Here is a 14,333-nt window from a genome sequence, read left to right as displayed (position 1 = left end):
ATGTTTCACAAGCCAACGGTACTGAAATCGGCACAAAATAGGACGCCGAGTTGGTTACTTTGGGAGTTCTACCTGTCGCGGTCGAGCACTGCTGTCACGGAGCATCGCCGACGAGAACCGCGCGCAGCGCCGCCACGGTGTCCGTGTCGATGCCGAGCGCGTCGAGGTACCCGTCGAACGAGCCGTGAAGTCGATCCACCTCCGCCAGCCCGGCTCGGAGGTACTCCTCGCGGACGCCGAGCATCGCATCGGTCAGTTGCGCGGCCTTGTCGTGCCCCCAGATGATCGACACGTCCTCGCGCAACGCGTCGACGGCATCGTTGCTCCGCAGGTAGTCGGCGAGGATGTCCTCGTCGGTCACCCCGGCGGCGCGAAGAACGGTGGCAATGGTCCATCCCGCGCGGTCCTTGCCGGCTGCGCAGTGCACCAGCACACCGCCGTCGCCGGCGACGATCGTGTCGACGACCGAGCGGATTGCGTCCCGTGCGCCGTCGAGCGACGGAAAGCGGCTGTACGACGTCATCATGTGCTCGACCGCCGTCGCCTCGTCCGGAATTGTGGGCGCTGTCTCTTCGGGTCGTTCCGCAGGCTCCACTCCTGTGTCGTCGGGTCGTTCCGCAGGCTCCACTCCTGTGTGAGGCGCCGTCTCACCGCGGTTGTTCCAGTACGGCCGAGTGTGCACCCGCACCGACTCCGGCGTCAGGTCGGCGCCCTCACGGTCCACCTCGGCGTCGCCGCGCAGATCGAAGACGTCGGTGATGCCGAGGTCGGTCACGGCGGCTCGACCGTCGTCGTCCAGGCGCCGCAGAGCCGACGCCCGGTGCAGGACGCCACTTCGCACCATGCCGCCGTCAGCGGTGCGCAGACCACCGACGTCGCGGTAGTTCCAGGCGCCGGACAGCAGAAATTGGTTCGTCACATGATCCCCTCAGTTCCACCCGACACAATGGCGTGATGAATTCGTTCTTTCACGCTCTGGTGGTGATGAACGCGCTGTTCGCGTCCTGTTCGTGGTGTCTTGCTCGGGGCACCTTTCTGTCGTCGTCGGCAGTCGTGGTGACATCGGTTGCGTGGGTGTTGTTGAACGGGCCGATCGAAGGCCGCGTCCTGGTCGTGCTCACCCCGACCAACGGGATCACCGAGTCCGATCTGCTGTCGGTGATCGGCATCGGGATCGCGCTGGTCGGGTACGTCCGGGCTGCTGCCCGGAGGCGAGCTGCTCAACCCTTGTCGACGACCACCGCGTAGGAACCGATTCCGATCAGTCCGCCGCCCGGAACGCTGGTGCTTTCGAGGACCAACGAGGTGATGGAACCGGTCGACGGATCGAACTCGACGTCCTTGACCGTTCCCAGTTCCGCGCCGCCGGTGCTGAGCACACGCTTGCCGAGGACGGCCTTGTCCTTTCCGGACTTCGCCTGGACGTCGGCGTCGGCTGCGGTGATCCGCTCGGGGCCGGTGACCGTCACGGCGTCCGAGCCGAAACCGGCGATGTCGGCCCAGGCCAACGTGTCACCGGAGTCGGCCTTCTTGACGTTCACGGCGAGGACCGACCGGCTCTCGGCGTCGACGACGAACCCGTGAACCTTGCCGACGGTGTCGGCCGAGCTCGTGCTGACGATCTTGCGGCCCTTGGCTTCCGAGAACAGCATCAGTGCGACCCTTCGAGTTGTGCGCGGAACGCCTCGATGGCCGCGCCGAATCCGGCGAGGTCGTCGCGGACGAATTCGGTGGCGCTGGCCGGGACCATGAGGTGCTCGGCCGACGCCGCGAGAGTGTCGGGAAGTGGTATCAGAACCTTGGTTCCCTTGTTCTTCAGCGATTCCGACGACTCGACCTCGTAGCCCACCACGTCGCACTTGCCGCCGTTGGTTCCGCTGACCTCGATGATGACGTCGACGACCTTGCCCAGGTCGGTTCCGGAATCGGTGAGAACCTGCGAACCGAGAATGTTGCCGCCGCTACCACCTCCGGAGGTGAAAACCTCTGTGGGACTTGCCAACACGTCTTCCCGCAGGATCATGACGGCATCCGGGCCGAGTGCTGCGACGTGGGACCACGCCAGCACTTCCTTCTTGGGTCCGGAGAACAGTCCGCGTCCGGCGAGGGTGAATCCCGACACCTCGCCGCCGCCCGCTGCGTAGACGATGTCCTTGATCTGGGCGACGTCTTCGCCGGCCATCGTGACGACGGGACGTTTGGCGATCTCGCTCGCCCTCATCAGGACGGTCATGCGCCGTCGCCCGACTTCTGGACGTTGGTCGTGTCGGCGATGATGACGCCGCCCGCCCGGCGCTTCGCCTGAATGGCGAGCACGGCTCCGACGATTACAGCTATGACCACCAGAACCAGAATGAGCCAACCCCACCACTGCATGACAAACCTGTGCTTTCCGCGACGGTTCTCGACCCCGGGCCGGGGCGAGTGATGTCGCCATCGTAGTGCGGTTACCCACGGGAACCGCCGGTGATGCCGAGGGTCGACCGCTGTGACCGAGGAGACAGACCGAACAACTTGCTTAGCGCATGTATGCATTCGTATAGTTGCAGACAGCAAGTAATCGAATCACAGTCTGGAGTGGTCCTATGGCAGTCCACCACGAGACAGCCGAAGAGCTGGTCGAAGAGGTATTTCTCTTCGGTCGCGTGCTCAAGCTGGCCGTCGGGCACAGCGACACCACGTCGTTGCCGCCGGCGTTGGCCGGTGTGCTCGGGGTCCTGTCCATCCACGGCGAATGCCGTCAGACGGAACTGGCGTCTCATCTCTGCCTCAGCCAGTCCGCACTGAGCCGGCAACTCGCAGATCTGGTCGAGTGGGGCTACATCACCCGCACGCCGGATCCGGACGACCGCAGAGCGGCGCTCGTTCGGGTGTCGGACAGTGGATTCGAGATCTTGGAGCAGATCAAAGAACGCAGGGTGGCCCGACTGTCGGCCATGTTGGGCGAGTGGTCCGAAGAACAAGCACTCGTCGCGCTCGACGCCGTTCGCCACCTCAAGGAAACCTTCGCCGAGCAGGCACGCAATGCCTCGGCCGACTACACGCTGATTGCGAGATGACCATGACCACAGTGCAAGACACGCCGCCGGCCCAGAAGCGAAAAGACCCGGTTGTGCACGACCCGAAGGCGATGTCGCATCGACAGATCCTCGAAGCGCTCGTCGGCCTTCTCGCCGCGCTCTTCACCGCGCTGCTGAGCACCACCATCGTCTCGACGGCGCTCCCCACCATCATCGGTGACCTCAAGGGATCGCAGACCGCGTACACCTGGGTCATCACCGCCGCGCTGCTCGCCAACGCCGCCTCGACCCCGATCTGGGGCAAGCTCGCCGACCTCTTCAACAAGAAGCTGCTGGTTCAGAGCGCCATCGTGATCTTCGTTCTCGGATCGGTCATCGCCGGCTTCGCGCCGAACGTGGCCGTCCTGCTCGGCGCGCGCGTCGTTCAGGGCATCGGCATGGGCGGCCTGACCGCACTGGTCGTCGCCATCATCGGCACCATCGTCTCCCCGCGTGAACGCGGTCGGTACTCCGGTTACACCGGTGCCGTCATGGCCGTATCGCTCTCGGGCGGACCCATCCTCGGCGGCGTCATCGTCGACAGCCCGCTCGGATGGCGTTGGTGCTTCTTCGTCTGCGTCCCGCTCGCCGTTGTCGCGATGTTCCTCCTGCAGCGCACGCTCAAGATCGCGACCGAGCGCAAGGATCACGTGTCCATCGACTGGTTCGGCGCACTCCTGCTCACCGCGGGCGTCTCGATCCTGCTGATCTGGGTCTCGTTCGCCGGCCAGGCCGGTTACTACGACTGGATTTCTCGTGACTCCGCGATCTATGTCGGCATCGGTGTTCTGCTTCTCATCGCGTGCCTCGTCGTCGAGACCCGCGTGAAGTCGCCGATCATCCCGCTGAAGATCGTTCGTCAGCGCACGACGGGACTCGCCATCATCGCGTCCATCGCCGTGGGTGTCGGCATGTTCGGTGCCACCACGTTCCTCGGCCAGTACTTCCAGACCGCACGGGGATACACCGCCACCGAGGCGGGGCTGCTCTCCATCCCGCTCGTCGCCGGCATGCTCGTCGCGTCGGTCGGAACGGGTCAGCTCATCTCCCGCTTCGGCAAGTGGAAGGCGTTCATCGTCACCGGTTCGCTTCTCCTGGTCGCCGGTTTCGGTCTTCTCGGAACCATCGACCACACCACCAGCCTCTACGTGATCGGTGCGCTGATCGCCGTCGTCGGACTCGGTGTCGGTTCGTTGATGCAGAACGTCGTTCTCGCCGTGCAGAACACGGTCAGCAGCCACGAGATCGGTACGGCGTCCAGCACCGTCGCCTTCTTCCGAACCTTCGGTGGAGCGATCGGCGTCTCGGTCCTCGGATCCATCCTGGCGTCCCGCGTGGCGACCATGTCGGCCGCCGGTCTGGCTGCCGAAGGTATCGACCCCGGATCGGCTGCCGGCGACGGTGGACTGGACCTGGCGTCCATGCCTCCCGCCGTGTCGACGGTCATCCGCACCGCCTACGGTGACGCGACCGGACACATCTTCCTGATTGCCGGAATCGTCTGCATCGTCACGGTTCTCGCCGTCGTGCTGATCCCGAACCGCCCGCTGCGCAAGACGATCGACCTGGCATCGGAGATGCCGGCCGGATCGGACGAGCAGGTTGCGCAGGATCAGAATTCGGACGTGGCCCTCAAGTGGGTGTCGGCCGAGGACACCGTCTCGCGTGACGTCGAGGACACCGTCTCGCGTGACGGAGCAGCCGGTCGCCACGAGGCGCACGACGGTCAGGAACCGTTCGCCGGGCTGAGCACCGACGCTCGCGACCGCCTGTTGGCCCTGCTTCTGCCCGAGCCGAAGCAGACCCTCGAGGCCCTCGAAGAGGCCGAGTCCATTCGCTCCGAAGTGATTGCGCTGCAGCAGGAACTCGACGCGAAGATGCTCGACTTCGATGCGGTGTGCGAACGACTGCGTCGCCTGGGTCTGAGCGAAGACCAGATCGCTCGCGTACTCGGTGACAACCACGTGCCGGACATCCACAACACCGCGGTGCGAGTGCACGTCTGATCCGATCGAACTCTGTGCGCGTCCATCCTCGGGGTGGGCGCGCACAGTGCTGTGTGTTGCAAGTGCTGTGTATGGGAGGTGCTGTGTGCCGCTAGTCGACGGTCACCCGCACCTGCGCGTAGCCGGTTGCACCGTCCGGAACGGTGTCGGCCAGATCGGCCGTCTGCACCTCACCGGTACCGTCCGTCGATCGCGCCTCGATCAGATGCGACCCGGACGTCGCGGTCCACGGCACCGTCCACTGTCGCCAGGTGTCGCGTGAATACTCTTCGGAGAGACTGGCATCGGTCCACGGTCCGCCGTCGAATCGCACCTCCACGCGCGAGATCCCGCGGTGCTGCGCCCACGCCACACCGGCCACGACGACCTCGCCTGGACTGCTCGACCGTCCCTCGCGAGGGGTGTCGATACGCGTCGCCGTCTTGATCGGCCCCTTCTCCGACCACCCTCGATCCGTCCAGTATGCGGTGGCTTTCGCGAACCGGGTGACCTCGAGATCGGTGACCCACTTGGTCGCGGAGACGTACCCGTACAGGCCGGGGACGACCAACCGCGCGGGGTATCCGTGCTCGACGGGCAGCGGCTGTCCGTTCATGGCGACCGCGAGCATGGCGTCGCGCCCGTCCATGAGCACCTCCAGCGGAGTGCCGGCGGTGAACGCGTCACGGCTCGACGAGAGCACCATGTCCGCCTTCGCCTGTGGGCCCGCCTCCTGCAGCAGGTCGCGAAGCGGGTATCCGGTCCACACCGCGTTGCCGACGAGGTCGCCGCCGATCGGGTTGGACACGCAGGTCAACGTCACCATGCGTTCCACGGACGCGCGGGCCTGCAGGTCGGCGAACGTCAGCGTGATCTCCCGGTCGACCATTCCGTGGATGCGCAGGCTCCAGTCCTGCGTCGACACCTTCGGCACCACCAGTGCGGTGTCGATGCGGTAGAAGTCGGCGTTGTCGGTCACGTACGGCGACAGCCCGGGAATCTTCAGATCCGCACCGCTCGGAACCGGCGGCGCCGGGCTGGTCGGGGTCGGGACGGTGAACGCCGCGCGGTCCTGCGTCACCCCGCGGGTCGACGCGCCGAGCCAGCGTCCCGCGACGCCGGCGAGGACTGCCGAACCGGCGACGACGGCTCCCAGGGTCAGGAAGCTGCGACGACTCGCGCCGTCGTCCGTGCTGCCGGCGCTCGAGTCGGAACGGGTCACCAACGCTCGTAGCACGGCGATACCCGCTGCCACACCGACGACGGTGGGGACGGCCGAGGTGAGCGTCGCCCCGGATCGCGTTGTGGCCGAGATGATTCCGATGATTCCCAGGACGACGAACAGAGCCGACCCGTACGGCGCGCGGCGGCGCTCGACGATACCCGCAAGCGCAGCCAACGCGATGATGGCGAGGGACATCCCCACGAACAGCGCAGTCTTGTCGGAGGTGCCGAACGTCCCGATGGCCCACTCGCGTACTGCCTCGGGGGTGTGGTCTACGACGGTGGAGCCGACGGCGACATAGGGCGACGAATCCGGCCCGATCAGCGCGGCCAGCAGTTCGCCGACACCGAGGACGAATGCAGCGGCCAGAATGCCGGACAGTGCGCGCCGGAGGCGCCGATCGAACGAGCTCACTCCTCCTACAGTAAGCGCGGCCCCAGAACACCCTCGAGATACGCGTTGGCGAACATGCCTCGCGGATCCACTTTGTCGCGTACCGCCACGAAGCTGTCGAACTGCGGATAGCTCGCCCGCAGCTCGTCGGCACGGCGGGTGTGCAGCTTGCCCCAGTGCGGTCGGCCACCCGCGTCGACGGCGATCTTCTCGAACGCGTCGAAGTAGGCGCCCGGCGCACGCCGGTGGTACTGATGCACCGCGATGTAGCCGGTGTCGCGGCCGTGCGCGGTCGAGAGCCAGACGTCGTCGGCCGCCGCGCATCGCACTTCGACGGGGAACGCGACGCGGTAGTCGCTGCGGTCCAGCCACCGACGGATTTCGTCCAGTACGACGGGAACCTGCGCCACCGGGACGGCGTACTCCATCTCCTGAAAGCGAACCCGGCGCGACGACGCGAACACCCGGTAGCTGCGGTCGGTGAACGTCCGCTCCGACAGCGCGCGGGCGGAGACCCGGTTCATCGCCGGAATGACCGACGGTCGCGCTGCCCCGATCCGGTTCAGGACTTCGAACGTGGTGTTCGACAGCAGCTCGTCGTCGATCCAGCCGCGGACCCGGCCGAGGGGAGCGGACGGCTCCGTGGCCGGCAGGCGGCTGTTGGTCTTCGTGAGGACGCGGTCGGTGTGCGGAAACCAGTAGAACTCGTGGTGGTCGACGGCGGCGTTCGTGGCCTGGAACCGTTCGAGGGTCTCGTCGAGGCGACCGGGTGCCTCGACGGCGCGGAGCAGGAACGCCGGTTCGCATCGCAACGTGACGGCGGTCAGTACACCGAGCGCGCCGAGTCCGAGCCGTGCCGCCTCGAGCAGATCCCCGGTTGCCTCCACCTCCTCGCCGTCGGCGAGTGCGATGCGAGCGCCCACCACCTGCGACGCGAGGCCGCCGAAGCGGGCGCCGGTTCCGTGCGTGCCCGTCGACAAGGCCCCCGCGACGCTCTGCACGTCGATGTCGCCCAGGTTGGTCATGGCCAGTCCGCGCTCCCACAGCGCCGGGCCGAGGTCGTGCAACCGGGTGCCCGCGCCGACGGTGACCAGGGACGTCCCGTCGGCGCAGGGGGTGACGGACTCGATCCCGCTCAGGTGGTCGAGCGACACGGACACCCCGTCGGTGACGGCGGCGCCGGTGAACGAGTGGCCCGCACCGAGGGCCTTGACCCGCTGGCCGGCGTTCGCTGCGCGGCCGATCACGGTCAGCAGCTCCCCGACGTCGCGTGGGACTTCCGTGACGAGCGGGCGCGCCCGCAGGTTACCGGCCCAGTTCGTCCATTCCTGCGTCATGAAGAGATTTTGACTTGGACGTGCGTCCAGGTCAACGTGTGGCTACCATTCCTGAGATGCTGAACCGCCTGCCGGCAGACGTGCGGCGTACGCAGCTGATCGAGGCAGGGTTGGCGATTGCCGAGAGGTCGGGCATTGCGTCGGTCACCGTTCGCGCAGTCGCCGAGGAAGCGCACGTCTCCTTGGGCGTCGTCCACTACTGCTTCGAGAACAAGGAAGCACTGGTCGCGGCAATGGGCGAAGAGCTCGTCACCCAGCTCAGTACGGCGATGCGCGGCGCCTTCGGGGCGGAGACGTCGGAGTCCACCGGCTGCCTGACCGGCGCGCGCGGTCTGCGCGAGCTGCTTCATCGCGGACTGACCGCCATGTGGGACGTCATCGAGAACACCGCGGACAGGCAATTGCTCACCTACGAGATCACCACGTACTCGCTGCGCTCACGTGCGGCCGGCTCGACGGTCGCCGGCAACATCGGCCTCCTGCAATACCAGGTCATGGACACCGAGGCTACCGAGTTTCTTTCGCGGACAGCACAATTCACGTCGATGGTGTGGACCGAACCGCTGAGCTCGCTGGCTCGGGCCGCGCTCGCGACCATCGACGGACTGGTACTACGCTGGCTCGTCGACCGCGACTCGCTTGCGATCGTCGCCGAACTCGACGACCTTGCAGCACGATTCACGACGAAAGCGGTGCCACTGTGAAGCCTGACGCGACGAAGCCACATGCGACGAAGCCACATGCGACGGTCTCGTCTCCGTCCGTCCGATCCATCACCGACCGGCTGAGCAGCGCGACCGCTCACCTCGACCCGCCGCTGCTGGCGGTCGACCGTGACGCGTTGCGCGCCAACGTCTCCGACCTCGTTCGTCGAGCCGGCGGAACGCCGATCAGAGTTGCCTCCAAGTCGGTCCGCGTCCGGTCGGTGATCGAGCAGGTCCTCGCCGTGGACGGATTCGCCTCGGTCATGGCCTATTCCGTACGCGAAGCCGTCTGGCTGGCCCGGTCCGGTGTCGAGGACATTCTCCTCGGGTACCCCTCCGTCGACCGCGAAGCGCTCGCGACGGTCGTGAACGATCGGGTCCTGTCGGGACGCATCACCCTGATGGTCGACAGCCCGGCGCACCTCGACGCCATTCGCTCCGCTGCCGCGACGTCGAAGGTGCCGCCCCGCATCTGTCTCGACGTCGACGCATCTCTGCGGATGGGACCGATTCACATCGGTGTTCGCCGCTCGCCCATGCGCGAGCCCGCAGACGTCGCTGCGTTCGCACGACTGGCTCGTGACAGCGGTTTCCGCGTCGTGGGAGTGATGTTCTACGAAGCGCAGATCGCCGGTCTGCCCGACGCGAACCGCGCCGTGGAGTGGATGAAGCGCAAGTCGGCAGGGGAGCTCGCCTACCGTCGCCGCGCCGTCGTCGACGCGGTCACCGAAGCGGTCGGGCGGCTCGAGTTCGTCAACAGCGGCGGCACCGGATCACTCGAGGTGAGTGCGGCCGATCCTGCGGTGACGGAGGTGACCGCGGGATCGGGTCTGTTCGGTCCCACCCTGTTCGACCGCTATCGCGCGTTCACGCCGGCCCCGGCGATGCACTTCGCCCTGCCGGTGGTGCGGACCCCGACCAGCCGCATCGCGACGCTCTTCGGCGGCGGATACATCGCATCCGGACCGGCAGGAAAGTCACGACTGCCGTTGCCGGAGAAGCCGTTCGGTCTCCTGCGCAGCGAAGGCGCCGGTGAGGTGCAGACGCCCGTGACGCACGACGGTTCACTCGTGACCGGCGACCGCGTCTGGTTCCGGCACACCAAGGCGGGGGAGGTGTGCGAGCGGTTCACCGACGTGCACATCGTCGAGACGGACGGATCGGTCACGACGGTCCCGACGTACCGCGGGGAAGGGCAGTGCTTCGGCTGACATGACCACCAACGGAGTTCGGACACGCGCATGGTGCGACGGCAAGCTGGTGCACGAGCACTTTCCGATCGAGGAGCTCTCGGACTACCTCGCGCGTGAGGACCGATTGGTTTGGGTGGACCTCTGCTCGCCGGATCACGAGCACCTCGAGCAGCTCGCGGAGGAGTTGTCCTTCGATCGCAACGCCGTCGAGGATGCCGTCTCGGAAGGTGAGCGGCCCAAGGCAACTCGCTACCGCCACCACACGTTCTTCTCCGTCTACGCGACCTCGATCGCGGAATCCGAAGACGACGCCACATCGGTGTCGCTGGACTCGCGGTTGCGTAAGACGCGTGTGTCCGCCTTCGTCTTTCCGCGCGGCATGGTGACCGTGCGCAGCAACGACCTGTTCGACATGGACGAGGTGATCACGCGCTGGGAAGCGGATCCCGACATGCTCGCCCTCGGTGTCGGCGCTCTGGTACACGGATTGCTCGATGTGGTCGTCGACGGTCATTTCGACACGATCGGGATGATGGACGACGCCGTCGAATCGCTCGAGGATTCCCTGTTCGACGATTCCGCCCGCACAAAGATGGTGCAGCAGTACACGTATCGGGTCCGCAAGGAGCTCGTCGAACTGCGCCGCGTCATTCTGCCGATGCGTGAAGTGGTCAACGCGGTGATGCGTGAGCGGCAGGAGATCAACCCTCGCGGCAACGAACTGGACGGCAACTACGCCGACCTCTACGACCACGTCATGCGGGCCACGGAGTGGACGGAATCGTTGCGGGACATGGTCGGCGCGATCTTCGAGACGAACCTGTCGTTGCAGGACATCCGAATGAACACGATCATGAAGAAGCTCACCGGCTGGGCCGCCGTCATCGCGGTCCCGACGGCGGTCACGGGTTGGTTCGGTCAGAACGTCGCCTACCCCGGCTTCGGGGACACCGGGGGACTGGTGGCCAGCACGGTCGTCATCATCGGCTCGGCGGGAGGGCTGTTCTCGCTGTTCAAGACACGAGGGTGGCTGTGAGGACGGTCTACCGCGACGGACTGAGCCTCAGGAACGCACCCAGCTGCGGCAGCCCTGCCGGCGTCGACGGCAGATATTCGGTCAGCCGCGGTGATCGCACGATGTAGGCAGCCCACTGTCCTCGCGAGATCGCGACGTTGAGTCGGTTGCGCGACAACAGGAACGACATCCCGCGCGGCACGTCTTCGATGGCCGACGCCGTCATCGACAGGATCACCACAGGAGCCTGCCGCCCCTGGAACTTGTCGACGGTGCCCACGAGAGTGTCGGCAAACCCGGCTCGGTCCAGCACTTCTCGCAGCAGCTGCACCTGGGCGTTGTACGGTGCCACGACGAGGACGTCGCCGGGTGCGAGTCGCCTCGTCGGCTCGTCACCGTCGGTCCACTTCTTTCCGAGCAGGGACTTCACCAAGGCGACGACCCGTGTGGCCTCCTCCTCGGAGTAGGTCGAATTTCCCTCGTGCGCAACGAGAACGGTGTGGACGCCGGGCTCGACGCCGACCAGCGACCGTTCGGGCGCCGTCGATTCCAGGCGCCCGTCGTACGCCAACTCGGACACGGGAGCGCACACGGCGGGGTGCATTCGCCACGTGCTCGAGAGGAAGTAGCCGAGGTCGTCGGGCAGAGTGTCGTGCCCGTCGGACAGCCAATCGAGAGCGGACGTGTCCACCGGTTCGGGATGACGGCCTTGGCTCACCTGCGGCAGTTGCTGTGGATCGCCCAGCAACAGCAGGCGCCGAGCGTTGCGCGTGACGGCGATCGTGTTCGCCAGCGAGAACTGCCCGGCCTCCTCGATCACCAGAAGGTCCAGGGGAGAGGCGAATTCGGAGTCCTTGACGAAGGCCCACGCGGTTCCGCCCACCACGGCGCCGCCGGAGTCGAGTGCTTCGCCGACGTCCTTCACCTGCGTCCAGGGTGCGTCCGGAGTCGTGTTACCGCGCTTGAAGACCTGCTCCGGCGGCACACCCTGCTTGACCACGGCCGCCAGCATGTTCTCCACCACCGCATGCGACTGCGCGACGATGCCGATGCGCCAGCCGTGCTTGTTCACCAGATCGGCGACGACTCCGGATCCGGTGTGCGTCTTGCCCGTCCCCGGCGGACCCTGAACGGCGACATAGGAATTGTCGGACCCGAGCACGGCGGCGAGCACCGAATCTCGATAGTCACCGCGGGGAAGGGGTCCGCGGGGTGGCAGGCGCCGCAGCAGGTCGAACACTGCCGTGTGAGGCAAGGACTCCGATGCCTGCACCTCTGCTGCGGTGCGTTCTATGGAGTCTGCCAGTGGTGTCGACCGAGGGCCTGGCTGTGGAGCCAGCGCCATCGGCACATCGTCGTAGGCGGTGGCGACTTTCTTGAGACTTTCCTCGACGTCGACAGTCTCGAGGTCATCCGAGACAGCCACGATGGTTCCGCTGGTGCACCACCGCGTCGTAGGGTCGTCGCCGGCCTCGACCCAGTCGGGAGCCGGTGTCTCGTAGAGCATGTGGACGCCGCCGCCGATCGAACTGCCCTCGGCCCACTTTCCCGTCAACCGCACGATGCGACGCGGCTGGCTTCGCGCGGTCCTCGGTGGTTGCCATCCGTCGGTCTCGGCATTCGTCGCGACGAACGTGTCCTTGATGTCGGCCCACTCGTCGACCGGGCTGCTCAATCGGTCGAAGTGCCCCCACCAGAAGGGTTTTTCCTCCCTGCGGTGATAGCCGAGCGCTGCCGCCAGCAGGGCGTACGCGTGTTCGCCGGTGGCCTCCGCCCGTTCCTGCAGCGAGGCTTCGAGTTCGGTGCGCTCGTCAGCCGTCGGCTCGACGGGCAGCGTCCGGTGCGGTGTCACACCGTGCTGCGCCGCATGCGCCAGCAGCCAGTCACGCAGCGCCAGAGTCGATTCGCAGTCGTAGCGGTTGTACTCGGCGATCTCGTCCAGAATCTGTTGCGCCGCGTCCGGTCGGCCCTGGTCGCGAAGATCGCAGTAGTTGCCGTACTCGACGATCGACGCGGCAGCGTCCTGGACGTCTCCGTCGCGCGCATCGGGCATGTAGAGCGGCTCGAGCTTCTTGATGCTGTACGAGCGTGCGCCCACTCGAAGCGACGCCCGCACAACCGGATACAGATCGACCAGCACACGGTGGCGCAACATGTCGTCGATGACGTCCTCGCCCACCCCGTGACGCCCCGCCAAGCGGAGCAGCGCCGTCTTCTCGTACGGCGCATAGTGATAGACGTGCATGGTGGGGAATCGGCGGCGTCGCTCGGTGACGTAGTCGAGGAAGTCGATCAGCGCCTGCCGCTCCGAGGCCCGGTCGTGGGCCCAGAATGGGCGGAAGGTGCCGTCGGTCTCGGTGACCCCGAACAGGTACTCCAAACCCCAGTCCGCACTCCCCGGTTCGGCCCACAGCGGGTCGCCCTCGAAGTCGAAGAAGATGTCGCCGGGATCCGCTTCCGGAAGTGACCCCAATGCCTCGGGATCGAAGAACTCGACAACCGGTTCCCCGGATTGCTCTTGCCGGATCTGCAGTGTCGCCTGCGCGCGAAGTCCGCGGAAGGTCCGTGCGGACATGCCGTCGGGAACGTCGACGGCGGCTGCCAACGCGTCGATCGTGTCGATATCGCTGCGTAGCAACAGCTCCCGCTGTGTGGACCGCATACCCGCGACGAGCAACAGGTCACGGGTGCGTTCGATTTCGGGTGCGCAGGCGTCGCACCGGCCGCACGCACGAACGGTCACGTCCTTCCACGCGGCGGGCAGCAACTGATCGTGGTGTCGGGCCAGCAGCCGAACCATGTCGTCGCGCGCCTGCCGGAACACGGGCAGGACGTCGCGCAGGTCGACGACGGTGTGCGTGCCGTCGCCGAGGACGAGGTGCGCCTGCGACGAGATCGTCGCGCCCGCTCCCGCGAGCGTGTCGGCGTAGGCCGCGATCTGCAGAATGGACGACACCTGTTCGTGGCGGGCGAGTTTCGTGTCGTACACCTGATATGAGTCGCCGTCGCGGACGAGGAAGTCGGCGAACCCCAGAAACGCCGAGTTTGACGAGGACGAAACGGAGAAGATCGTTCCCTGGTAGATCACCGGCGCCCCCGCGGCCATCGCCGTTGCCGTCGCATCGCGGGCCGCGACGATTTCCGACAGGATGCGGGTACTCGAGGGCCGGGGGATCGTGACCACACCGTCGCCGAATCGGCGCCGGAACTCGCGGAGAACTCGGTTCTCGTGGTCGGAGCCGAGCCGAGACAACCGTTCCAGCATGGGATCCGGCACAGGGTCCACGTCGAGGCGTTCGAGGTGCGCGTCCAGGACGGTCAGCAGCCGGTATTCGCAGTCCGAGGCCACCGTGAGGTCGCTTGCACTGTGCACCAGAACCTCACCGAGAACGAACACGCCTCGACCCTACTGGTGCCACAGA

General features: G+C 66.5%; 12 protein-coding genes. 6 read left to right on the top strand and 6 right to left on the bottom strand.

Translation table 11 applies throughout. The features are described from left to right. Positions 1–94 precede the first annotated feature (94 nt). Positions 95–919 carry a tyrosine-protein phosphatase gene (locus AC59JP_RS15495; protein ID WP_497326700.1) on the bottom strand — a complete coding sequence of 275 codons (825 nt, stop codon included), beginning with the start codon at positions 917–919 and terminating at the stop codon, positions 95–97. 35 nt (positions 920–954) lie between these two features. Here AC59JP_RS15495 and AC59JP_RS15490 point away from each other — a divergent pair, with 35 nt between their 5' ends. Further along, positions 955–1,248 (top strand): hypothetical protein, encoded by a 294-nt coding sequence (locus tag AC59JP_RS15490; RefSeq protein ID WP_497326699.1) that lies wholly within the window; start codon positions 955–957, stop codon positions 1,246–1,248. Here AC59JP_RS15490 and AC59JP_RS15485 read toward each other — a convergent pair. Together AC59JP_RS15485 and AC59JP_RS15480 are read right to left on the bottom strand one after the other, a co-directional pair. Then, on the bottom strand, positions 1,221–1,652 hold the full coding sequence (locus AC59JP_RS15485; protein ID WP_497326698.1) for a PRC-barrel domain-containing protein: 432 nt from the start codon (positions 1,650–1,652) through the stop codon (positions 1,221–1,223). The two genes, AC59JP_RS15490 and AC59JP_RS15485, sit on opposite strands and share 28 nt — an antisense overlap. Then, on the bottom strand, positions 1,652–2,233 hold the full coding sequence (locus AC59JP_RS15480) for a PRC-barrel domain-containing protein (RefSeq protein WP_497326697.1): 582 nt from the start codon (positions 2,231–2,233) through the stop codon (positions 1,652–1,654). The genes AC59JP_RS15485 and AC59JP_RS15480 overlap by 1 nt, the downstream gene beginning before the upstream one ends. A gap of 352 nt (positions 2,234–2,585) precedes the next feature. Between AC59JP_RS15480 and AC59JP_RS15475 the strand changes: the two genes are divergently transcribed. Both AC59JP_RS15475 and AC59JP_RS15470 read left to right on the top strand, forming a co-directional pair. After that, on the top strand, positions 2,586–3,059 hold the full coding sequence (locus AC59JP_RS15475; RefSeq protein ID WP_497326696.1) for a MarR family winged helix-turn-helix transcriptional regulator: 474 nt from the start codon (positions 2,586–2,588) through the stop codon (positions 3,057–3,059). A gap of 2 nt (positions 3,060–3,061) precedes the next feature. Then, entirely contained in the window at positions 3,062–5,065 is a 2,004-nt protein-coding gene (locus AC59JP_RS15470; protein WP_497326695.1) for an MDR family MFS transporter, read from the top strand. 91 nt (positions 5,066–5,156) lie between these two features. Here the strand turns inward: AC59JP_RS15470 and AC59JP_RS15465 are convergent, their stop codons facing one another. Next, a complete protein-coding gene (locus AC59JP_RS15465; RefSeq protein ID WP_497326694.1) occupies positions 5,157–6,683 on the bottom strand; it encodes a molybdopterin-dependent oxidoreductase in 1,527 nt (508 codons plus the stop codon). Between the two features lie 5 nt (positions 6,684–6,688). Continuing rightward, positions 6,689–7,999 carry a D-arabinono-1,4-lactone oxidase gene (locus AC59JP_RS15460; protein WP_497326693.1) on the bottom strand — a complete coding sequence of 437 codons (1,311 nt, stop codon included), beginning with the start codon at positions 7,997–7,999 and terminating at the stop codon, positions 6,689–6,691. 56 nt (positions 8,000–8,055) lie between these two features. Between AC59JP_RS15460 and AC59JP_RS15455 the strand changes: the two genes are divergently transcribed. The 3 genes from AC59JP_RS15455 to AC59JP_RS15445 all read left to right on the top strand — a co-directional run bounded on the left by AC59JP_RS15455 (position 8,056) and on the right by AC59JP_RS15445 (position 10,932). Then, positions 8,056–8,703 carry a TetR/AcrR family transcriptional regulator gene (locus AC59JP_RS15455; protein WP_497327081.1) on the top strand — a complete coding sequence of 216 codons (648 nt, stop codon included), beginning with the start codon at positions 8,056–8,058 and terminating at the stop codon, positions 8,701–8,703. A 68-nt stretch (positions 8,704–8,771) separates the two neighbouring features. Then, positions 8,772–9,914, top strand: a complete 1,143-nt coding sequence (locus AC59JP_RS15450; RefSeq protein ID WP_497327080.1) for an amino acid deaminase/aldolase — start codon at positions 8,772–8,774, stop codon at positions 9,912–9,914. A 1-nt stretch (position 9,915) separates the two neighbouring features. After that, positions 9,916–10,932 (top strand): magnesium transporter CorA family protein, encoded by a 1,017-nt coding sequence (locus AC59JP_RS15445; protein ID WP_497326692.1) that lies wholly within the window; start codon positions 9,916–9,918, stop codon positions 10,930–10,932. 7 nt (positions 10,933–10,939) lie between these two features. On the opposite strand, the gene AC59JP_RS15440 is transcribed toward AC59JP_RS15445, so the two are convergent. Beyond that, on the bottom strand, positions 10,940–14,308 hold the full coding sequence (locus tag AC59JP_RS15440; protein WP_497326691.1) for a TM0106 family RecB-like putative nuclease: 3,369 nt from the start codon (positions 14,306–14,308) through the stop codon (positions 10,940–10,942). Positions 14,309–14,333: the final 25 nt, after the last annotated feature.

The sequence above is a fragment of the Rhodococcus sp. 320_ES genome (assembly GCF_059691855.1).
Note: the sequence above shows the minus strand (reverse complement) of the source record. Positions and strands in the feature narration are given on the sequence as shown.

Excerpts from the sequence above, each read along its gene's own strand:
- AC59JP_RS15490 (WP_497326699.1), top strand. The coding sequence starts at position 955 with ATGAATTCGTTCTTTCACGCTCTGGTGGTGATGAACGCGCTGTTCGCG.
- AC59JP_RS15485 (WP_497326698.1), bottom strand. The coding sequence starts at position 1,652 with ATGCTGTTCTCGGAAGCCAAGGGCCGCAAGATCGTCAGCACGAGCTCG.
- AC59JP_RS15480 (WP_497326697.1), bottom strand. The coding sequence starts at position 2,233 with ATGACCGTCCTGATGAGGGCGAGCGAGATCGCCAAACGTCCCGTCGTC.
- AC59JP_RS15475 (WP_497326696.1), top strand. The coding sequence starts at position 2,586 with ATGGCAGTCCACCACGAGACAGCCGAAGAGCTGGTCGAAGAGGTATTT.
- AC59JP_RS15470 (WP_497326695.1), top strand. The coding sequence starts at position 3,062 with ATGACCACAGTGCAAGACACGCCGCCGGCCCAGAAGCGAAAAGACCCG.
- AC59JP_RS15460 (WP_497326693.1), bottom strand. The coding sequence starts at position 7,999 with ATGACGCAGGAATGGACGAACTGGGCCGGTAACCTGCGGGCGCGCCCG.
- AC59JP_RS15455 (WP_497327081.1), top strand. The coding sequence starts at position 8,056 with ATGCTGAACCGCCTGCCGGCAGACGTGCGGCGTACGCAGCTGATCGAG.
- AC59JP_RS15445 (WP_497326692.1), top strand. The coding sequence starts at position 9,916 with ATGACCACCAACGGAGTTCGGACACGCGCATGGTGCGACGGCAAGCTG.